This is a genomic window from Gordonia sp. VNK21 (assembly GCF_046098115.1).
In the GTDB taxonomy this organism is placed as follows: Bacteria; Actinomycetota; Actinomycetes; order Mycobacteriales; family Mycobacteriaceae; genus Gordonia.
Genome location: NZ_JBJURU010000017.1, coordinates 24,501 through 45,418, shown reverse-complemented (window position 1 = coordinate 45,418; position 20,918 = coordinate 24,501). Strand labels below are relative to the sequence as shown.

13 protein-coding genes, 1 tRNA gene and 2 pseudogenes are annotated in these 20,918 nt (G+C 63.5%); 8 read left to right on the top strand and 8 right to left on the bottom strand.

What is annotated here, in order from left to right:
• Positions 1-2: 2 nt before the first annotated feature.
• From ACJMNC_RS16360 to ACJMNC_RS16335, 6 genes are all read right to left on the bottom strand, one after another.
• Positions 3-1,301 (bottom strand): serine/threonine-protein kinase, encoded by a 1,299-nt coding sequence (locus tag ACJMNC_RS16360; RefSeq protein WP_408949020.1) that lies wholly within the window; start codon positions 1,299-1,301, stop codon positions 3-5.
• Positions 1,298-2,794: a peptidoglycan D,D-transpeptidase FtsI family protein gene (locus ACJMNC_RS16355; protein WP_408949019.1), complete on the bottom strand. Its 1,497-nt coding sequence runs from the start codon at positions 2,792-2,794 to the stop codon at positions 1,298-1,300. Before ACJMNC_RS16355 ends, ACJMNC_RS16360 begins: the two co-directional genes overlap by 4 nt.
• Entirely contained in the window at positions 2,791-4,206 is a 1,416-nt protein-coding gene (locus ACJMNC_RS16350; protein WP_408949018.1) for an FtsW/RodA/SpoVE family cell cycle protein, read from the bottom strand. The genes ACJMNC_RS16355 and ACJMNC_RS16350 overlap by 4 nt, the downstream gene beginning before the upstream one ends.
• Positions 4,206-5,681, bottom strand: a complete 1,476-nt coding sequence (locus ACJMNC_RS16345; RefSeq protein ID WP_408949017.1) for a protein phosphatase 2C domain-containing protein — start codon at positions 5,679-5,681, stop codon at positions 4,206-4,208. The genes ACJMNC_RS16350 and ACJMNC_RS16345 overlap by 1 nt, the downstream gene beginning before the upstream one ends.
• The gene (locus tag ACJMNC_RS16340; protein WP_408949016.1) at positions 5,678-6,148 is read right to left on the bottom strand and encodes an FHA domain-containing protein; all 471 of its coding nucleotides are present in this window, start codon (positions 6,146-6,148) and stop codon (positions 5,678-5,680) included. The genes ACJMNC_RS16345 and ACJMNC_RS16340 overlap by 4 nt, the downstream gene beginning before the upstream one ends.
• Before the next feature lie 171 nt (positions 6,149-6,319).
• Positions 6,320-7,777: an FhaA domain-containing protein gene (locus ACJMNC_RS16335; protein ID WP_408949015.1), complete on the bottom strand. Its 1,458-nt coding sequence runs from the start codon at positions 7,775-7,777 to the stop codon at positions 6,320-6,322.
• 258 nt (positions 7,778-8,035) lie between these two features.
• Between ACJMNC_RS16335 and ACJMNC_RS16330 the strand changes: the two genes are divergently transcribed.
• The 7 genes from ACJMNC_RS16330 to ACJMNC_RS16300 all read left to right on the top strand — a co-directional run bounded on the left by ACJMNC_RS16330 (position 8,036) and on the right by ACJMNC_RS16300 (position 18,099).
• A tRNA-Leu gene (locus ACJMNC_RS16330) sits at positions 8,036-8,118 on the top strand.
• A gap of 303 nt (positions 8,119-8,421) precedes the next feature.
• Positions 8,422-10,854, top strand: coding sequence for a type I restriction-modification system subunit M (locus ACJMNC_RS16325; RefSeq protein ID WP_408949014.1), 2,433 nt, complete (start codon positions 8,422-8,424; stop codon positions 10,852-10,854).
• Complete coding sequence (locus ACJMNC_RS16320; RefSeq protein ID WP_408949013.1) at positions 10,851-12,029, top strand: restriction endonuclease subunit S; 1,179 nt, start codon at positions 10,851-10,853, stop codon at positions 12,027-12,029. The genes ACJMNC_RS16325 and ACJMNC_RS16320 overlap by 4 nt, the downstream gene beginning before the upstream one ends.
• Complete coding sequence (locus ACJMNC_RS16315; RefSeq protein WP_408949012.1) at positions 12,026-12,757, top strand: TIGR02391 family protein; 732 nt, start codon at positions 12,026-12,028, stop codon at positions 12,755-12,757. Before ACJMNC_RS16320 ends, ACJMNC_RS16315 begins: the two co-directional genes overlap by 4 nt.
• A complete protein-coding gene (locus ACJMNC_RS16310) occupies positions 12,754-15,861 on the top strand; it encodes a type I restriction endonuclease subunit R (RefSeq protein ID WP_408949011.1) in 3,108 nt (1,035 codons plus the stop codon). Before ACJMNC_RS16315 ends, ACJMNC_RS16310 begins: the two co-directional genes overlap by 4 nt.
• Positions 15,848-16,567 (top strand): M48 family metallopeptidase, encoded by a 720-nt coding sequence (locus ACJMNC_RS16305; RefSeq protein WP_408949010.1) that lies wholly within the window; start codon positions 15,848-15,850, stop codon positions 16,565-16,567. Before ACJMNC_RS16310 ends, ACJMNC_RS16305 begins: the two co-directional genes overlap by 14 nt.
• A 695-nt stretch (positions 16,568-17,262) precedes the next feature.
• A complete protein-coding gene (locus ACJMNC_RS16300) occupies positions 17,263-18,099 on the top strand; it encodes an ATP F0F1 synthase synthase (RefSeq protein ID WP_408949009.1) in 837 nt (278 codons plus the stop codon).
• 251 nt (positions 18,100-18,350) lie between these two features.
• Here the strand turns inward: ACJMNC_RS16300 and ACJMNC_RS16295 are convergent.
• Positions 18,351-18,648: pseudogene (locus ACJMNC_RS16295) on the bottom strand (integrase core domain-containing protein); the annotation flags it as partial.
• 35 nt (positions 18,649-18,683) lie between these two features.
• Positions 18,684-19,272 (bottom strand): annotated as a pseudogene (locus ACJMNC_RS16290) (DDE-type integrase/transposase/recombinase); the annotation flags it as partial.
• 125 nt (positions 19,273-19,397) lie between these two features.
• Here ACJMNC_RS16290 and ACJMNC_RS16285 point away from each other — a divergent pair.
• Positions 19,398-20,654, top strand: a complete 1,257-nt coding sequence (locus ACJMNC_RS16285) for an IS1634 family transposase (RefSeq protein ID WP_408949008.1) — start codon at positions 19,398-19,400, stop codon at positions 20,652-20,654.
• Positions 20,655-20,918: the final 264 nt, after the last annotated feature.

Sequence of the window (20,918 nt, the reverse complement as noted above, 5' to 3'; positions counted from 1 at the left end):
CATCAGCCGATACCGGGGATCTCGATACTGATGTCGGGCAGACCCGGGATGCCGCGCCGCGTGCTGGTGGTCTCCTCGTCGGTCGTCTCGGTGGTGGTGGGCGTGCTGGTCTCGGTCTCGCTCGACTCACTGGTCTCGCTGGTCTCCGAGGTCGGGGTCTCCTCGGTGGTCTCCGGCTGATTGCGCTCGGTGGTGGTCTCGGTGACCGTGGCCGGGGTGGACGTGCTCGGCGAGGTGGTGCCCTCCGGTGAGGTGGCCAGCCAGTAGCCGATGAGGGCGATCGCCGCGATCAGCAGCAGACCGGCCAGGCCGGCCAGCACCTTGTGACCGGTGCTCCAGCCGTCTTCGACCGGCGGGGCTGCCATCGGGCGGGCCGCCGGGACCGGCGCGGGGGCCGGGATGACGGTGGTGGCGCGGGTTCCGGTCGGTGCCGGCACCACGCCGCTGCGCGGGGGCGGCGGCTCGTGCCCGGCGCGTACCGCGGCCACCGCATCGGCGAACTCGCCGCCGTTGGCGTACCGGGCGGCCGGATCCTTGCGCAGGGTGATCTCGATCAGCCGCCGCACGGCCGGCGGAATCGACGACGGCAGCTGCGGCGGCTCCTCGTTGATGTGCTTCATCGCGACGGTGATGGCGCCCTCGCCGCCGAAGGGGCGCTGGCCGGTGAGGGCCTCGAAGCCCACCACACCCAGCGAGTACACGTCCGAGGCGGCGGTGGCCTCGAGGCCCTGCGCCTGCTCGGGTGAGATGTACTGCGCGGTGCCCATCACCATGCCGGTCTGGGTGACCGGCGCCGCGTCCACGGCCTTGGCGATGCCGAAGTCGGTGATCTTGACCTGCCCGGCCGGGGTGATCAGGATGTTGCCGGGCTTGACGTCCCGGTGCACCAGCCCCTGCGCATGGGCGGCCTGCAGCGCCCGGCCGGTCTGCTCGAGCATGTCCAGGGTGTGCGTCAGCGACAGCTTCCCGAGGCGGGTGATCACCGAGTTGAGCGGCTCGCCGTCGACCAGTTCCATCACCAGGTACGCCAGGGTGTCGCCGCCGTTGCGGTCCGGGGTCTCGCCGTAGTCGAAGACGTTGGCGATGCCCGGGTCGTTGAGCCGCGCGGTGGTCTGCGCCTCGGCCCGGAACCGGGCGAGGAACTCGGGGTCGTTGGTGTACTCGGCCTTGAGCGCCTTGACCGCCACACGGCGGCCGAGCCGTGTGTCGAGCGCCTCCCACACCTGACCCATGCCGCCGGTGGCGATGAGCCGGACCAGACGGTAGCGGTCAGCGATGACGGTCCCGTTCTGCAGGCTCATCGGCCACCTCCGGTATATGCATTCATTACAGCGCGTCCAATCGGGGCGGCGACCACGCCGCCGTAGGAGTTGGCGCCCCCGCTGCCGTTCTCCACGACCACCGCCACGGCGATACGCGAGTTGGAACTCGGCGCGAAGCCGATGTACCAGGCGTAGGTCGTCGCACCGGCGTCGCCGGGTTCGGCGGTACCGGTCTTCGAGGCGATACCGGACTGCGCACCGGCGGTCGCCTGCTCGGACCGGATCATCATGTCGGTCAGTGTGTCAGCTTGGTCGGGACTCAGGGGGCGGTTGAGGGTCGAAGGAGACGTAGTCGACACGGTGCGCAGGTCTGCGGTCTGCACCTTATCCACCAGGTAGGGACGCATCCGCACGCCGCCGTTGGCGACCGACGCGGCGATCAGGGCGTTCTGCATCACCGTCAGGCGCACGTCGCGCTGACCGATCGACGACTGGGCGAGCATCGCCAGGTCGTTGTCGCCGATGTCGCCGACCGTGGAGGTGGACACCGGCAGCGGGATACCCGGGAACTTCGAGTCGATGCCGAAGTCGCCGGCGGTCTTCTCGAACGCCTGCACCGGATCGTCGGGCAGCTTCTCGGTGACCAGCTGGGCGAAGGCGGTGTTGCACGAGTACTGGAAGGCCTGGGTCAGGGTGACCGTCCCGGCCGTCGATCCCGGGCAGGTCTCACCGCTGTCGTTGGGCAGCATCGTCGCCGAATCGGGCAGCGTGATGCGCGCGGCCGACGTGAGCCGGGTGCTGGCCGGCAGGCCGGCGTCCAGGGCGGTGGCGGTGGTGACCACCTTGAACGTCGATCCCGGCGGATACAGCGCGGTGATCGCCCGGTTGATCAGCGGCGACGCCGGACTGTCGGGGTTGAGCGAATTCCAGGCGGCGGTGGCCTCCTCGGCGTCCTGCGCGGCCAGCTCGTTGGGGTTGTAGCTGGGCGTGGACGCCATCGCCAGGATCTTGCCGGTGGACGGCTCGAGGGCGACCACCGCGCCGCGGCACGGTCCGTCGCAGTCGCCCTCGCGCAGCGCCCGGAAGGCGGTCATCTGCAGTTTGGGGTCGATGGTGGTGACCACGTTGCCGCCGCGCGGATCCCGGCCCGAGAACAGGTCCATGAAGCGCTGGCTGAACAGCCGGTCGTCGTTGCCGTTGAGGATGGCGTTCTCGCTGTGCTCGAGTCCGCGGTCGGACTTGTAGAAGAGCGAGAAGTAGCCGGTGACCGGCGCATACGCGTTCGGTGAGGTGGGGTAGCGGCGCAGGTACTTGAAGCGGTTGTCGGTGGGCACCGACTCGGCGAGGACGGTGCCGTCGGCGGCCACGATCAGTCCACGCTCGCGGGAGTACTCGTCGAGCAGCACCCGCGAGTTGCGGTTGTCGTTGCGCAGGCCGTCGGCCTTGATCACCTGCACGTAGGTGGCGTTGGCCAGGAGCAGGACGATCATCACGATGACGGCGACGGCGACGCGGCGGATGGGTCGGTTCATGCGCGCGGCACCACCCGGGTGTCCATGGCCTCCACGCCTGGCGGCGGGGTGCGCCGCTTGGGCACATCCGGTTCCCGGGCGGCATTGGAGATGCGCAGCAGCAAGGCCAGCAGGATGAAGTTGGCCAGCAGCGAGGAACCGCCGTACGAGAGGAACGGCGAGGTGAGACCGGTCAGCGGGATCAGTTTGGTCACGCCGCCGAGCACGACGAACAGCTGCACGGCGATGGTCACCGCCAGTCCGGAGGCGAGCAGCTTGCCGAAGCTGTCGCGCACCGAGACGGCGGTGCGCAGTCCGCGCATGACGACGATGAAGTACAGCATGACCAGCGCGGCGATGCCGACCAGACCGAGCTCCTCGCCGAACGAGGTGAGGATGAAGTCGGTGTTGGCGAAGGGCACGATGTTGGGCCGGCCCGAGCCCAGGCCGGTGCCGAACATGCCGCCGGTGGCCAGCCCGAACAGGCTCTGTGCGATCTGATAGCCGCTGCCCTCGTAGTCGGTGAACGGATCCTGCCAGACGTGCACACGGGTCTGCAGATGGCTGAACAGCTGGTAGGCGACGACGGCGCCGACCACGAACAGGCCCACACCCAGCAGCAGCCAGCTGACCCGCTCGGTAGCGATGTAGAGCATGGTGAGCACGGTCGCGAAGACCAGCAGCGAGGTGCCCAGATCCGATTCGAACCCGAGCACGCCGATCGCGATCACCCAGGCGGCGATCAGCGGGCCCAGGTCGCGGGCACGCGGAAAGTCGATGCCGGCGAACTGCCTCCCGGCGGTGGTGAACAGGTCACGCCGCGAGACCAGGAAGGCCGCGGTGAAGATGATGATGAGGATCTTGGAGAACTCGCCGGGCTGGATGTTGAAGAGCGGGGTGCGGATCCAGATCTTGGAGCCGTTGATCTCCGACATCGACGACGGCAGGACCGCCGGCAGCGCCAGGAAGATCAGACCGCCCAGGCCCAGGGTGTAGGCATAGCGGGAGAGGGTGCGGTGGTCGCGGATCAGGATGAGCGTGGCCGCGAAGGCGATCACCCCGATGAACACCCACAGCAGCTGCTGGTCGGCGTTGTGGGTGCGCTCGGCCTGCTTGGCCACCTCGTCGACCCGCTCCGAGCCCAGGTCCAGGCGGTGGATCATCACCAGGCCCAGACCGTTGAGGGCGGCGACGGCCGGCAGCAGAGTGGGATCGGCGTAGGGCGCGAAGTAGCGCACCACCAGGTGGGCCATACCCCACAGGGCGGCGAAGGCGGCGACGTACTTGGCCAGAGCCCAGGTGAGCGTCTGACCCTGTGCCGCCTCCACGATCAGGAAGGCGGCCGCCACCAGCACCAGGGCACCGAGCAGCAGCACCAGCTCTGTGGTGCGGCCGGATGCCTTGGCGGAGACGGGAATGGGCGCAGAGGTCATCAGACGTCCCGGCAGGTTCGCTTACCGTCGGTGCCGGTGGTGGCCGGTGCGGGCGCCGGGGACGACGCATCGGAGTTCGGCGCGTGCGGGGCGTCGCTGGGCGAGGCGTCGGGACGTTCAGTGGTCGGGGCCGGTGCGGGCGTGGAGGTTCCGGTGCGGCCGGGCTCCCCGTCGGAGGGGGTGGGCGACGGGGCGGGCGGACACAGCGGCAGCATCTTCAGGCCGCGGACCCGGGTCTGCGCGTCGGACAGGTCCAGGTTGCGGATGCTCTCGGAATTGATCGCCACCCGGCTGGCCTCGGTGAGGTCGTCGACCAGCAGCGGCTGGCACTGGTCGGTGGAGCCGTCGTCGACGAACATGAAGCTCGGGTCGTCGGTGTCGGCGCCCACCACGCACACCTTCTGCGCGGGCTTCTGCACGGTGGTGAACAGCAGGGTGTCGGGCGAGCCCTGCTTCACCACTACCTGACCGCCGTCGCTGGTGACGAAGAAGCTGTCCATCGCCTTCGAGCGCACCACGAAGAACGTGGTGACCAGGGCGGCGATCACCACCAGGACGCCGATGATCAGGATCGGCAGCCGCCACGGGTGGCGGCGCTGCTCGGGTTCGTCCTGGCTGAGGCTGGGCCGCTGCGCGGGGGTGGCCGGCGGGCGCAGCGCGGCGGCCCGTCCGGCGGCGGTGGTCGGGTCGGGGACGTAGCCGTCCTGGTCGTCCTCACCGGCGGCACCGCCGAGGATGGGACGCGACTCGCCGTACTCGGTGTCGACGACGTCGGCCAGGGCCACCGAGACGTTGTCCGGGGCGCCGCTGCGCAGGGCGAGCTCGATGAGCCGCTGCGCGCACTCTTGGTAGTCGGTGACCGTGGCGAGGGTGTCGGCGATGGTCTCCTCGCTGACCACGTCCGAGAGGCCGTCCGAGCACAGCAGGTAGCGGTCTCCGGCGCGGGCCTCGCGCAGCGTGAGGGTCGGTTCCACCTCCTGGCCGGTCAGCGCACGCATGATCAGCGAGCGCTGCGGATGCGAATGCGCCTGTTCGGCGGTGATACGGCCCTCGTCGACCAGGGTCTGGACGAAGGTGTCGTCGCGGGTGATCTGGGCGAGCTCGCCGTCGCGCAGCAGGTAGCCGCGGGAGTCGCCCACATGGCACAGGCCGATGGTGGAGCCGGCGAACAGGATGGCCGTGAGGGTGGTGCCCATGCCCTCGAGTTCGGGCTGGCGCTGCACCTCGGCGGCGATCGCCTCGTTGCCTTCGGCGACGGCGTGGCCGAGGGCGCCGAGCAGGTCCTGGCCCACCTCGTCGTCGTCGAGGGCGCGCATGGAGTTGATGACCAGCTGACTGGCCACCTCGCCGGCCGCGTGCCCGCCCATGCCGTCCGCGAGGGCCAGCAGGCGGGCGCCGGCGTAGACGGAGTCTTCGTTGTTGGACCGGACGAGGCCACGGTCACTACGCGCGATGTAGCGCAGCACAAGGGTCACGGGCGCAACTCAATCACGGTCTTGCCGATGCGGATCGGCGTGTTCAACGGGGCGCGCACCGCGGTGGTCACCTTGGCGCGGTCGAGGTAGGTGCCGTTCGTGGACCCGAGGTCCTCGACGTACCAGTCGTCACCGCGTTTCGACAGGCGCGCGTGGCGTTCGGAGGCGTAGTCGTCGGACAGCACCAGGGTGGAGTCGTCGGCCCGGCCGATGAGCACCGCCTGATCGCCGAGGGTGATGCGCGTGTTGGCCAGCGCGCCGGCGGTGACCACCAGGTAGCGGGCGGCGCCGCGGGTGCGGGTGGCGCGGGCGCGGCGGTCGCGGATGCCGCCGCTGTTGGTCGACGCGGACCGGACGCCGCTGGCGACGGCCAGGTCGCGGCGCATCGACCGGATGATCAGGTAGATGAACAGCCACAGCAGCAGCAGGAACCCGAAACGGGTCAGCTGCAGGACGATGCCCTGCATGCTCGCTCCTCTCTGTGGTGCGGCTCGGTGCCGGTTCGGCTCGGTCGGTGGGTGGATCTGTGGTCGGCGGATCTGTGGTCGGGGCCCGGCGGCGGGTCCGGTACGGATCGTCGAGATGCACTCAGCGGTCGGGGCTCTGGTCGGCCCCGACCGCATTCTATGTGCTCGGTGCTACTGGAAGCGGACCGTGATGTCGGAGTGACCCAGCCGGATGCGGTCGCCGTCGGCGAGTTCCCAGCTGCTGACCTGCAGGTCGTTGACGGTGGTGCCGTTGGTGGAGTTCAGATCCTGCAGCATGGCGGTCTGGCCGTCCCAGCGGATCTCCACGTGCCGGCGGGAGACACCGGTGTCCGGGAGACGGAACTGGGCGTCCTGGCCGCGGCCGATCACGTTGGAGCCGGGCCGCAGCGCGTAGGTGCGGCTGCTGCCGTCCTCGAGGACCAGGGTGATGGCGGCCGGAGCGCCGGCCGGGGCGGCCGGGGCCGACGGCGGGGCCTGCTGGCCGTAGGCGGGGGCGGCGTACTGCTGCTGGTCGTACGCGGCCGGCTGCTGCTCGTAGCCTTGGTCGTAGCCGCCGGCCTGGCCGTAGCCCTGGTCGTAGGCGGGCTGCTGCTCGTAGCCGGGCTGGGCGTACTGCTGGTCGTAGCCCTGCTGCTCGTATCCCTGGGGGGCGTAGGGCTGACCCTGGTCGGCCGGCGGGGCGTAACCCTGGTCGGCCGGGGCGGCGTACTGGTCGTAGCCGGCGGGCTGGGCGTAGCCGTGATCGGCCGGGGCGCCGTAGGCCTGCTGGTCGTAGCCCTGTGGCTGCTCGTACCCCTGGGGCTGGCCGTACTGGGGCTGGTCGTAGCCCTGCGGGGCGGGGTAGCCCTGCGGCTGACCGTAGCCCTGCTGGTCGTACCCCTGCTGCTCGTATCCCTGGGGCTGGGCGTACTGCTGCTGGTCGTAGCCCTGCTGCTCGTACGCGGCGGGCTGCGCGTAGCCCTGCTGGTCGTAGCCCTGCGGCTGCGCGTACTGGTCGTAGGGCTGGTCGTAGCCCTGCTGCTGCTCGTAGGCCTGCTGGTCGTAGCCCTGGGGCTGACCGTACTGCTGCTGGTCGTAGGGCTGCCCGTACTGGTCGTAGCCGCCCTGCTGTCCGTGGCCGGGCTGCTGTCCGTAGCCCTGGTCGTTTCCGGGGGGATTGGTCATGTCGTTGGCTCCTCGGTCGGGGCGTTGCGGTTCTGACGGTACGGGGTGGGCCGCGATCGGTCGCGGAGCGGCGTCGGGGTTGACCACGCCGCGCGCATGGAACTGTCCGGTATGCAATGAGGGGATCTGGTCGAACTCTACGACCACCGGGCCGTAAGTCTGCCACCCATTGTCACGGATGAAGTCCTCTAAATGACGAGAAAAGATCTTCCGGTTCAGTTCGTACTCTTCGGAGACGTGGGTCAGGTCGGAGCGGCTGAGGGTGACCACGTAGGCGTTCGCCACCAGACTGGCGCCGTCGCCGAGGTCCTCGATGGAGGCCTCGGCTTCGCGCTGCAGGCTGTTCTCGATCTCCTGCGGTGCCACCTTGCCGCCGAAGACGCGGGCGAAACCGCCGTCGACGGCGGACTCGAGCTTGCGCTCGAATCGGTCCAGAAGGCCCACGGGCTCCCCTTTCGTTCTCGCTGGCGTGTCGGCATGCATGAAGTGTCGATTCATGTTACCGGCCCGAACCGGCTGTCCGCTCCTCAGATTTCCCCATAAGGCACCAATTGTCACATCTGCCACAGGCGGCCGATGGTCTCGGCGCACTGTCATCGCAGGTCAGACTGCTTGTCCGGGACCGATTTTTGCTCTGCGCTGGGACCGTGTAGTCTTTTCAAAGTCCACACGGACAGCGTCGATCAGCTGATCGACTGCCACGGGCGAGTGGCGGAATGGCAGACGCGCTGGCTTCAGGTGCCAGTGTCCTTCGGGACGTGGGGGTTCAAGTCCCCCTTCGCCCACAGAGAGTGGTTCAGGATGAATCGCACGAAGAGGTCAGGTTGCAGAAATGCTTCCTGACCTCTTCGTTTTGCCGTCATCCCGGCACAGTCGTGTGCGAACGCTCTAACAGGGGACTGCGTGGTCCGAAGTCCCCAATCTGACATCTCTTCCCGCCGAGCCATCCTCACACTGTCGGCGCGCGGTGGCATGATTCCAGCGATGCCGGCGGATCGCCGGACTGAACAGAGTTGTGCGCTGCGGCTCGGATTGTGGGACTGCTCCACCCATGCGGCGCCTGTGTAGTGAAAGCGTGGTTGAACGCCGTGGCGTTGAAGAAGTCGGACCTGTACGCGTCGTTGTGGGCGAGCTGTGATCAGCTCCGCGGCGGTATGGACGCGAGCCAGTACAAGGACTACATCCTGACCTTGCTGTTCGTGAAGTACGTCTCCGATAAGGCGAAGACGGATCCCAACACCCTGATCGATGTCCCCGACGGTGGTTCGTTCGACGACATGCTCGCCGCCAAGGGTGACAAAGAGATCGGCGACCGCTTCAACAAGATCATCGCCAAGCTCGCCGAAGCCAACGACCTGCGCAATGTCATCGACCAGGCCGACTTCAACGATGAGGAGAAGCTCGGCAAGGGCAAGGAGATGCAGGACCGGCTCTCCAAGCTGGTCACCATCTTCAACGACCTCGACTTCCGCGGCTCCCGCGCCGAAGGCGACGACCTCCTCGGCGACGCCTACGAATACCTGATGCGCCACTTCGCCACCGAATCCGGCAAGAGCAAGGGCCAGTTCTACACCCCGGCCGAGGTCTCCCGCATCCTCGCGAAGGTCGTCGGCATCAACGGCGACACCCGCCAGGACCAGACCGTCTACGACCCCGCCTGCGGTTCCGGCTCCCTGCTCCTCAAGGCCGCGGCCGAGGCGCCGCGCGGGATGACTATCTACGGCCAGGAGAAGGACAACGCCACGTGGGCGCTGGCCAAGATGAACATGATCCTGCACGGCAACGAGATAGCGGACATCGAAAAGGGCGACACCATCACCAGCCCGGCCTTCACTAAGGGTGATCACCTGCGGACCTTCGACTACATCGTCATGAACCCGCCGTTCTCGGTGAAGTCCTGGAACAACGGCCTAGAGAACGACTACGGCCGCTTCGAGTACGGGTGCCCACCGGAGAAGAACGGCGACTACGCCTTCCTCCTCCATGCCCTGACCTCCCTCAAGTCCACCGGCAAGGCGGCGATCATTCTCCCGCACGGCGTTCTCTTTCGCGGCAACGCCGAAGCGCAGATCCGTACCCGCCTTCTCAAGCAGGGCTTCATCAAAGGCATCATCGGTCTGCCTGCCAACCTGTTCTACGGCACCGGCATCCCCGCCTGCGTGGTGATCCTCGACAAGGAGAACGCCCTGGCCCGCACCGGCGTGTTCATGATCGACGCCTCCAAAGGCTTTATGAAGGACGGCAACAAGAACCGGTTGCGCAGCCAGGACATCCATAAGATCGTCGACACCTTCAATAAGCAGATCGAGATCGGCCGCTACTCGCGTATGGTCCCGATGAGCGAGATCGCCAACGAGAAGAACGATTACAACCTCAACATCCCTCGCTACATCGACTCTTCAGAACCCGAGGACCTGCAGGACCTCAGCGCCCACCTGCACGGCGGCATTCCCGACCGCGATCTCGACGCACTCCAGCCCTACTGGGACGCCTTCCCCGCGCTACGGGCCAAGATGTTCACTCCGAACCGTCCCGGCTACAGCGACCTCGCCATTCACGTAAACGACGTCCAGCAGGCCATCTTCGATGCGCCCGGCTTCCATAGACTCCGCGACCAAGCGACAGTGATTGTCGAGGACTGGTTCACCTCGCATCGCGCCGCTCTCGCCAGCATCACCGCTGACACCAAGCCAAACGAACTGATCACCACCATCAGCGACGACCTTCTGGCACGCTTCAAGGTGCTGCCACTGCTTGATGAGTACAACGTCTACGAGCAACTCATGACTTACTGGCACGAGACGATGCATGACGATGTGTACCTGATCATGGCCGACGGCTGGCAGGAAGCCGCAAAACCGCGGCTGACGATCAACGATAAGGAGCGCAAGCTTACCGAAGAACCGGATCTGGTCGTTGGTGCAGGCAGGGGCGCTCAAAAGTACAAAATGGACCTCATCCCACCCGTGCTCATCGTGGCGCGCTACTTCGCCGACGAGCAGGCCCGAGTCGATGGGCTAACCGCCACCGCCGAGGACGCTACCCGCGCTGTCGCGGAGTACATCGAAGAACATGCGGTCGAGGATGGGCTTCTCGCCGACGCGATGGACGACGACAAGGTCTCCAAGGCACTGGTTGCTACCCGACTGAAAAAGATCAAGAAGACGGGCGATTCCGACGAGATCGCGGCACTGCAGCACGCCACCAAGCTGTACAACGCCGAAGCCGCGGCCAAGAAGGCAGTTAAGGACGCCCAGGGGGAACTCGACCTCGCCACCCTCAAAAAGTATGGCGATTTAACCGAAGATGAGATCGAGGCAATTGTGATTGACGACAAATGGCGCACAACCGCCGCGAGTCGCGTCGCAGGAGTAGTCGAAGCCCTCACCCTCAACCTGGTCGCACGCATCCGGCAACTTGGCGAGCGGTATGCCGAGACAGTTTCGGATCTCGAAGATGAGCGGGGACAGCTGGAAGCCAGGGTTGAACGCCACCTCGTGGCAATGGGTGTCACGTCATGAGCAATATCGCTACAACTGATGGATGGGATGACAGGGCTCTGCTCGACCTGGTCACGATCAAGAGCGGCCAGGTCGATCCTCGTGAGGGTGCTTTTCGAGAACTCCCGCTGATCGCGCCGGATCATCTCCAATCCCGAACAGGCCGTCTTATCAAGAAGGAGACTGCCGCCGCGCAGGGAGCTATCAGTGGCAAGTACCTCGTGCGACCTGGGGATGTCATCTACAGCAAGATTCGTCCTTACTTGCAGAAGGCGTACAAGTGCGACTTCGTCGCACTTTGCAGTGCGGACATGTACCCACTCACGCCCCGTCCTGGAGTGGACTCTTCCTTCATCTTGCACTCTCTCCTTAGCCGCGATTTCACAAACTTCGTAGTGAGTGTTTCCGCGCGAAGCGGTATCCCCAAGGTCAATCGCGAGGAGCTTGCCGAGTACCGTTTGAGAGTTCCTAGCGAGGCTGAGCAGCGAGCGATCGGCCAGGAACTTGATGCCGTCGACGATCTGATCGCCACCCTCGAACGACTCATCGCCAAGAAACAGGCGATCAAGCAGGGCATGATGCAGCAGCTCCTGACCGGCCGCACCCGCCTGCCGGGATTCGATGCGGCGTGGCACAGCGCGAAGCTCGGATCGATTACAACGGTAACGATGGGACAGTCTCCTGCCGGGTACACGTACAATTCTGACGGTCGCGGACTACCACTCATTCAGGGCAAAGCTGACATCCGAGATCGCGTCACCTTTGATCGGATCTGGACAACCGAGCCAACGAAGACCTGCAAAGAGGGCGACGTCCTCCTGACCGTACGAGCGCCGGTTGGGTACACAGCGATCGTTTCCAAGCCGAGCTGTTTGGGACGCGGCGTTTGCGCGATCAGCACGCCGCGTGACAACAGTTTTTTGTTCCAGGCACTCGTATACGCGGAGTCTGCCTGGTCGCTCTACGAACAGGGCAGCACTTTCACGGCGGTAAACTCTAATGAAGTTCGCTCGTTTGCAATCCAGTGGCCATCTGACGCCAGCGAGCGCGCCGCGATCGCTGCAGCGCTAGACGATGCCGACAGCGTATTGAGAACGCTCCAGGATCGCCTCACGAAAGCTCGTACAGTCAAGACCGGAATGATGCAGCAACTTCTCACCGGACGTATGCGGCTGCCCGTGGAGGTTGCGCCATGAACGTGGAGTGGACGATTGAGGAGTTGGACCGCTTCATCACCATGACGGTGATGACGAATAACAGCCGAAGTGGACCGGGCTACGTTTCGATCACCCACACGTCAAGCACGGCTTCCTCGGACGCGGATGTGACCAAGCAAGCGCAGGTTGTTGAGAAGATCCTTGACCGGGTGATCCCTAACTGGCGTACTGACATCGCCTTGTCAAAGACCAATCGCTGGACCCGCCACCGTGAGGCCGCGATCCGCGCTCGAGAGGAACTGCTCCGCGCGGAGGAGGTCCGAGAGAACCTTGGCGAGAACGCCCCTGAGCTTTCTGCGGCCGAGCTCCATCCATGGATCTGGGGCGGCGCACAGTCGCTCTGGCAGTCTGGTCACTACCGCGAAGCGGTCAGTGGCGCGATTCGGAAGCTCAATGCCGAGACGCAGAACAAGGTGTGTCGTCGTGACCTCAGTGAAACAAAGCTCTTCCAGGAGTCATTCAGCGAGAAAGCGGCCGAGCCCCGCAAGAAGCGGCTGCGCCGGATGCAGCCGGATGGCAGCGACACCTACAAGTCGGTACAGCGTGGCGCCATGGCTCTGGCCGAGGGTGTGTTTTCAGGTATCCGTAATCCACTTAGCCACGAAGTTGACACGGAGCTGAGTGAGCAGGAGGGGTTGGAGTATCTGGCCGCACTTAGTGTGCTTGCTCGCTGGGTCGATGAGTCTGACGTGGAGGACGTGTCATGACTGATGTCGGACAGATTGAACGAAAGACTCAGAACCGCGTGGCGGCGCTATTTCGCGACCAGCTCGGCTACGAGTACCTGGGCAACTGGGAGTACCGCGAGGAGAATGCGAATGTCGAGACCGATCTACTGACGCAGAATCTGCGTGCCCGCGGCTACGACGACAATCTGATCAACCGTGCTCTCGATCAGCTCGGTAAGGCTGCCGCGGGCGGTGCCGGACACGACCTGTACGAGGCGAACCGTGATGTCTACGGGTTGTTGCGCTACGGGGTGAAAGTCAAACCCGGTGTGGGTGAGCAGACCGAGACGGTGTGGCTGATCGACTGGAAGAACCCGGAGGCGAACCAGTTCGGCATCGCTGAAGAGGTCACCGTCGTCGGCCAGCACACCAAGCGCCCCGACGTCGTGCTGTATGTCAACGGGCTGGCGTTGGCCACGCTGGAACTCAAACGCTCCAGAGTCGCTGTGTCCGAAGGGATTCGGCAGACGATCGGCAACCAGAGCCCGGAGTTCATTCGCCCGTTCTTCTCCACCGTCCAGTTCGTGTTCGCCGGCAACGATGTGGAGGGGCTGCGGTACGGGGTCATCGACACCCCGGAGAAGTACTGGCTGGAATGGAAAGAGGTTTCGACAAGCTCAACCATCGATCCCGATGTCACCGGGCCGCTGGATCGGGCGCTGCTGCAGATGTGCAGCAAGCCGCGTCTGCTGGAGTTGGTCCACGACTTCATCGTCTTCGACGCCGGCGTGAAGAAGGGGCCCCGCCACAACCAGTACTTCGGTGTGAAAGCAGCGCAGAAGCGAATTGCCGAGCGTGAGGGCGGCATCATTTGGCACACCCAGGGCTCGGGCAAGTCCCTGACGATGGTCTGGCTGGCCAAGTGGATCCGCGAGCACCAGCCCGACGCGCGTGTCCTGCTGATCACCGACCGCACCGAACTCGATGAGCAGATCGAGAAGGTCTTCAACGGCGTCAACGAACAGATCTACCGCACCCGCAGCGGTGCGGACCTGATCAGCACCCTCAACACCAGCGACGAGTGGCTGATCTGCTCGCTGGTCCACAAGTTCCGCGCCGCCGACATCGACAGCGAGGATGACGAGGCGACAGAGGAGTTCATCAAGGAACTGCACGCGACGATCCCGAAGGACTTCAAAGCCAAGGGCAACCTGTTCGTCTTCGTTGACGAGGCCCACCGCACCCAGTCCGGAACAATGCACCAGGCCATGAAGGCATTGTTGCCGGATGCGATGTTCATCGGGTTCACCGGCACCCCGCTCCTCAAGGCGGACAAAGCCACGAGCATCGAGACCTTCGGGTCGTTCATCCACACGTACAAGTTCGACGAGGCCGTCGCCGACGGTGTGGTGCTGGATCTGCGGTACGAGGCCCGGAACATCGATCAGCACCTTGACTCACCCCAGGCCGTGGACGAGTGGTTCGACGCCAACACGAAGACCATGACGGACCTGTCCAAGGCTGAGCTGAAGAAACGCTGGGGCACTATGCAGAAGGTCCTCACCAGCAAGTCCCGGGCCGAGAAGATCGTCGCCGACATCCTCCTGGACATGGCGACCAAACCACGTCTCGCTGACCGCCGCGGCAACGCCATGCTCGTCGGATCCTCGATCTATCAGGCTTGCAAGTTCTATGAGCTGTTCGTCGCCGCCGGATTCGCCGGCCGGTGCGCGATCGTCACCAGCTACGTCCCGAGTGCCAGCGACATCGCGAAAGAAGACTCGGGCGCCGGGAAGACGGAGAAGATCCGCCAGTACGAAACCTATCGGCGGATGCTGGCGGACTACTTCGACGAGCCGGCCGACAAAGCCGTGACCCGGGTCGAGGAGTTCGAGCGGGACGTCAAACGCCAGTTCGTCGAGAACCCGGGCCAGATGCAGCTGCTGATCGTCGTCGACAAACTCCTGACCGGCTTCGACGCCCCGAGTGCCACGTATCTGTACATCGATAAGAAGATGCGGGACCACGGCCTGTTCCAGGCGATCTGCCGCGTTAACCGCCTCGACGGCGACGACAAGGACTACGGCTACATCGTCGACTACCAGGACCTGTTCAACTCTCTCGAGAACGCGATCACCGACTACACCTCCGGCGCTCTCGAAGGCTACGAGAAGGACGACATCGACGGCCTGCTCACCGACCGCATCGACCAAGCCCGCGACGACCTCGACGAAGCACTTGAGACGATCCGGGCACTGGTCGAGCCCGTTGCGCCGCCGAAGAACACCCTGCAGTACCAGCAGTACTTCTGCGCGTTGGAACCCGGGAACGCCGAGCAGATCAAAGACAACGAACCCAAACGTGTCGCCCTCTACAAGGCTGTCGCCGCGGTTACCCGGGCTTACGGCAACCTTGCCAACGACATGACCGCCGCCGGCTACAGCCAGGCTGACGCGGAGAAGATCAAGGACGAGATCGCTCACTACGTGGACGTGCGCGCTGAAGTGAAACTCGGGGCCGGGGAGAACGTCGACTTCAAACAGTACGAAGCCGGCATGCGGTTCCTCCTCGACACCTACATCCAGGCCGGCGCCTCCCAGGTCGTGTCTGACTTCGCCGACACTGGCCTGATCGAACTGATCTCCCAGATCGGCGACCGCGCGATCGACCGCCTCCCGCCCGGGATCAAGAAGGACCCGGAAGCCGTGGCCGAGACGATCACCAACAACATGCGCAGGATCATCGTCGACAAGCACGCGATGAACCCCAAGTACTACGACACGATGAGCGCCCTCCTCGACGCGCTGATCGAGCAGCGCCGCAAGGAAGCACTCGACTACCAGGAGTATTTGGCCAAACTGTTGGAAGCGGCGAAGAAGCTCGGGACCGACGAGTCCGACGGCGACTACCCGGAGTGGGCGAACAACGGCGCCCGACGTGCGCTCATCGACTTCGGCTGGCCGGATGAGACGATGCCGATCCAGGTCGACGACGCGGTGATGACGAGCAAACCGCATGACTGGGTGGGTAACACGATGAAAGAGAAGGTCGTCAAACGCGCTCTGCGCCAGGTCCTGCCCGCCGGCTTCGACCGCCTCGACGAACTCTTCGACCTGGTGAAAGCCCGCGATGAGTACCGCTAACGTGTACCTCACCGTCCGCGGCATCGAGGTCGACGTCGTCTACAAGGACATCAAGAACCTGCACATCACCGTCCACCCACCGGTAGGCCGCGTCCGCGTCGCAGCCCCCGAGCGGTTCGATGATGATCAAGTCCGTTTGGCGGTTGTGGGCCGGCTTGCGTGGATCAAACGCCAGCAGGCCGAGCTGCAGGCGGTGGAACGCCAGTCCGAACGGGAGATGGTCACCGGCGAGTCCCACTACGTCTGGGGCATCCGCCGACGACTCAAGGTCGTCGAGCGACCCGGCCGGCCTCACCTCGAACTCGGCGGCGACCGCCTCGTCCTTTACGTTCCCGCAGGAACCTCGCAGGAGAAGCGCCGCGACTACCTCGACAACTGGTACCGCCAGCAACTCCGTGAAGTGATCCCGGGGTTGATCACCAAGTGGGAGCAGGAACTCGGCGTGACGGTTCCGAAGTGGACCATCCGGCGAATGAAAACCAAGTGGGGATCCTGCAACCGCGAGACCCGACACATATGGCTCAACGTCGAACTCGCCAAGAAGCACCCCGACTGCCTCGAGTACATCGTCGTCCACGAGATGACCCACTATTTCGAACGCAATCACGGGGAGAGGTTCACCGCACTGATGGACAAGGAACTCCCTGACTGGCGGAGTCGGCGCGAGGCACTGAATAACGCTCCTCTAACTGGGGAGGTCTGGTGACTGAGCAAAATTGTCCACCGAAGATATTGGAGACAGAGAAGGGGCGTATGAGACGCCCATCAGGCGTTCATATCGAGTGGGCGGGTACGGTGCTTAGGAGCTTTGGAAGCAGCTAACCCAGTCATGATTGCAAATCACGCCGAATCTATTGAAAGGGCTAAATGTTAGAAAAGTGCCTCCGCGTGCTCTTAACATTGAACGCGACCGCCCTGTTCCTTGCCGTTTATCAGATCAAGAGTCAGTTCCTCTTCGCTGGGCGGGGCTTGCCATTCCATATCGTGCTGAACTGTATTATCCTGATAATCCCGCTGCTTCTGACCCGAGTGAGCATTTATTTCACCAGGGGACTTGGAACGGATTCCTTCGGTAAGGGTCAGATAGTTTCGGTTGAGTATGCGAATAACGCATTCTTGCCAAGCTATCTCGGGTACTTCTTTGTAGCCCTGAGTGTGTCTAATGGGTCTGCTCTGGCATTCATGTACGGGATCCTATTCGTATTCACGTACGTCTCGCAAGCACTCTACTTCAACCCGTATTTTTTGCTCTTGGGGTATAAGTTCTATAATGCGACGACCCGGAGAGGTACCAAAGTATTCTTGATTAGCAAGCAGGACTTTCGGACTCCTGATCAAATTGTGGTTCCGAAAGCAGTTCGAATTAATGGCTACACGTTCCTGGAGGAGGGATCATAAACTATGGATCAAATCTACGCCAAGGTGAAACGACTTAGGAAAGCGCCCTTTAGAAGGCTCATCTCTGACCGCAAGCTCTTCGAGATGGATCCACCCGAGCCGTCCTTGTGCAGGGAATATGATCCGCGCACCCTGCTAGACGACGATGAGTGGTACTCAGTTTCGGGCTTCCGCGCACGAGAGTTTTTTCCCATCTATCTAAAAGATGAAACGACTGTCTCGGCGGATTGTCCTGAGTTGACAAAGGAACAGTTTGAGAACATCACGCTTCTCATGTCGAGTCAGAATAACGCATTCTTCTTTCAGAGAGTTCGGCCGACATCCTTCGTTAAACGAAAATGCATCAAGTTTGGTGACGCCGCCTTCATAGAGGAGGCTTCGAGCAGCCGTGTCGTTATAAATTCAATTCCCGACGCAATATATGTGCCGAGTAGAGATGTCGTTATGTTTCGCGATCTAGCCGCCGTGTCGCCCCTATTTCAAGGAATTGATCAGCTTTTCAAGGTGGCCACTGATGAACAGGTATCAGAGTTCCTTGACTACGAATTCGTTAGCGCTTCCATCCCAGTGGCTTCTGTCGCTAAACCTAACCGAAAGAGAATCGCTCTGGCATTAGAGGCTCTTGGGGCAATGTCTGAGTCTGACAGGGGGGATGTGATCGACTATATAAATGAGTACTGCGGTGAGAAACTGGAGTTCGATGAAGTAAAGAGACAGTTTAAAGTCGAGACCGACGAGGACTTAAAGACGCTGATCTACGGTGTAGAGCAGCGCTTTTATACTACCCCGGTTGGTGCGGAACGGCGCCTGGCGAACTCAGTGGTAAGTCTCGACGTCTGACCAGGGCCACGTTACCATTTACTGTCCATTGTTGCAGGACCACGGGCGGGTGGTCGTAAACTCCGCGAGCTAACCTTGCCGTTTCATCGCGAGTTGGTGACACACGGCCCGTAGTAAGAAGAAAGGTGCTCTGACCCGCAATAATTGTGCTTGCAACAGTACAAGTATTCGGGATCGAAGGAGCACCTTTCTGGTGAGCAACTCTACCGTGTTCTACCCGCAGCTGAAGTGCCCTGGGTTTCGTTCCGTGGTTAGACGGTCGCGGGCGCGGGCGTCTGTGGGTGAGTGTAAAATGCTTCGACTTCGGCTGGGGTGCGATAATCGAGTGCCTCGTGGAGCCGTTTGGTGTTCCACCAGTTGACCCAGTCCAGGGTCGCGATTTCTACTGCGGTCACGGTTGGCCAGGTGCGGTGACGGTGGATCAGTTCTGCCTTGTAGAGACCATTGACGGTCTCGGCGAGGGCGTTATCGGAACTGTCGCCCGACGGTCCCGACGGATGCTTTGACTCCGGCCGTGATCAGCGCGTCCGAGTAGGCCAACGAGACGTATGGGTCTGCTGCACGGATCGGTGACCGTTGCGGTGTCATGCCGCGGTAGGTGCGACGGTCTTGAGAATGGTCTCGAATTTGATCGGTGGCAAACGGCCCAGGCGGGCTTGCCGGCGCCGACGGTGGTCGGTCCTTCCATTGCGGCGTGGTCACCTGCGGCACCGACCCGTGCCATCGATCCGACCAGGCCGTGCCGGTTCAGCCGACACAAAGTTCTGTGATCGGAATTGAGATTTTCTGTCCGAGTGGACAATACAATCGGAAACATCGCCTTCTCGGCGGGCGGCAGCATTGTTGAGCGCCGCGACTGCCAGCGATGACGTCATTCGGGTGTCGATGCTGTAGCCGACGATTCTCCCGGAACAGGCCTCTTCGATCGCGCAGAGGTAGGGCTTGCCCTCGTCGGTCCAGTGCTCGGTGATGTCGGTCAGCCACAGCTGATCGGTTGCATTCGACAGTGAAGACGCGTTCGACCAGATCGTCGTGGACGGGCGGTCCCGGCTTCTTACCGTTCCGGTCGCGTTTCTTTCCGAAGCTCGACAACCAGCCGTTGGCGCTGCATATGCGCCACGCCATCCTGACACTCATCGGCTGACCTGCAGCTTCGGCTTCATCGGCAAGGAATCAGTGCCCGAACCTGACTCGTGCCACTTTCGTGTGAGTTGGATCGGCGGGTTCTCGCGACCTGCGGTTTCGTTCTGGTTTAGTGCCGTTCTGGGGCACTAAACCAGGTGTCTACGATCGTCGGTGTGGGCTTGTTCGTCCGGAGGGTACGTACCGCGTCGGGTGCTACCGCGGTACAGATCGTGTCCAAGGAACGCGGCGTGCGCCGAATCGGCGAACACATCGGCTCGGCGCATACCGACGACGAGCTCGCTGCCCTACTCGAGGTCGCCGATACGAAGATCCACGCAGGTCAGCTCGCATTCGATCTGAACTCGCTGGCGCCGGCGAAGGTTTCTACCATTCCGGAGGTCGCCGGTTCGCAGTCGCGTGTCCTGTGGGAGGTCCTCGACAATGCCTACCGTGACCTCGGGTTCGACCAGGTCGGCACCGAGACGTTCAAGCAGTTGGTGTTGGCGCGGATCGTCGAGCCGACCAGCAAAGCCGACACGATCCGCGTCCTGGCCGATCTCGGCGTTCGGTCGCCGTCGCTGCGGACGATCTGGCGCACGCTCAATCGCAGCATCGCCGAGGACTGGCGCAGCCAGCTCGCCGCGGCAGCGTTCGCGCACGTCACCGCCGACGGCGCGCTGTCGATCGTGATGTACGACGTGACCACCTTGTACTTCGAGGCCGAGAACGAAGACCGGCTCCGCAAGGTCGGGATGAGCAAGGAACGGCGAGTCGATCCGCAGATCCTCGTCGGCTTGCTGGTCGACCCGACCGGGTTCCCGCTGGAAGTACACGCTTTCGCCGGCAACCGCGGTGAGACGACGACCCTGCTTCCTGTGTTGAACGGGTTCCGCGAACGGCACGGACGAGCCGACGTGGTCGTTGTCGCTGACGCCGGCATGCTTTCGGCAGCGAACCTCAACGCGCTCGAGGAGGCCGGGTTCGACTTCATCGTCGGATCCCGCACCGGTTCAGCCCCAAGGGATCTGGCCGACCACTACGACCGGGTCGGGAACTTCTTCGCCGATGGCGCCACCGTCGAGACCACCCGGGAGATGGGAACCGGCCAGGCGAAGCGGACTCGGCGCGTGGTGTGGCACTACTCGCGGGCCCGCGAACGCCGCGACAACATCACCCTCAACAAGCAGATCGAGCGCGCGCAAGACATCGCCGAAGGACGACGGCCGCCAAAGAAGGACCGGTTCGTCTCCCTCGGCACCCGACCCGGCGTGAACTGGGATGCCGTGGAGAAGGCCCGCTCGTACCTCGGGCTGAAGGGCTACGTCACCAGCATCTCCACTGAGAAACTCGCTGGTGACAAGGTCGTGGCCGCCTATCATGATCTGTTCAAGGTCGAGGCATCGGTTCGGATGGCCAAGACCGAAGTCTAGCCAGAACCGGTAGGCTTTGCTACGGAGCTGGAACTTGTCTAGTACTATCCGCCGGTGCTGGAACAGTGGTCGCTCAAAGAGTCACCTCTACGACCACTGCATCGGGAAGTCGGGCTCCATGCTCGCCCGGAAGAGGTGCCGTAGGGTCAAGTGCGGCCCAGCCCACGGCTCCCTCTGCTTGGCCAGGAAGAAACCGCCGGCAGCAGGAAGCCGCTACAGAACGCGCGCGAGCTAGACGAACAACTCCCACTACAACAGCGCCGC

Bases quoted from the DNA above. Each gene is read 5' to 3' on its own strand.
- ACJMNC_RS16320 (WP_408949013.1), top strand. From the start codon at position 10,851: ATGAGCAATATCGCTACAACTGATGGATGGGATGACAGGGCTCTGCTC.
- ACJMNC_RS16310 (WP_408949011.1), top strand. From the start codon at position 12,754: ATGACTGATGTCGGACAGATTGAACGAAAGACTCAGAACCGCGTGGCG.
- ACJMNC_RS16305 (WP_408949010.1), top strand. From the start codon at position 15,848: ATGAGTACCGCTAACGTGTACCTCACCGTCCGCGGCATCGAGGTCGAC.
- ACJMNC_RS16315 (WP_408949012.1), top strand. From the start codon at position 12,026: ATGAACGTGGAGTGGACGATTGAGGAGTTGGACCGCTTCATCACCATG.
- ACJMNC_RS16340 (WP_408949016.1), bottom strand. From the start codon at position 6,148: ATGCAGGGCATCGTCCTGCAGCTGACCCGTTTCGGGTTCCTGCTGCTG.
- ACJMNC_RS16355 (WP_408949019.1), bottom strand. From the start codon at position 2,794: ATGAACCGACCCATCCGCCGCGTCGCCGTCGCCGTCATCGTGATGATC.
- ACJMNC_RS16300 (WP_408949009.1), top strand. From the start codon at position 17,263: ATGGATCAAATCTACGCCAAGGTGAAACGACTTAGGAAAGCGCCCTTT.
- ACJMNC_RS16360 (WP_408949020.1), bottom strand. From the start codon at position 1,301: ATGAGCCTGCAGAACGGGACCGTCATCGCTGACCGCTACCGTCTGGTC.
- ACJMNC_RS16350 (WP_408949018.1), bottom strand. From the start codon at position 4,206: ATGACCTCTGCGCCCATTCCCGTCTCCGCCAAGGCATCCGGCCGCACC.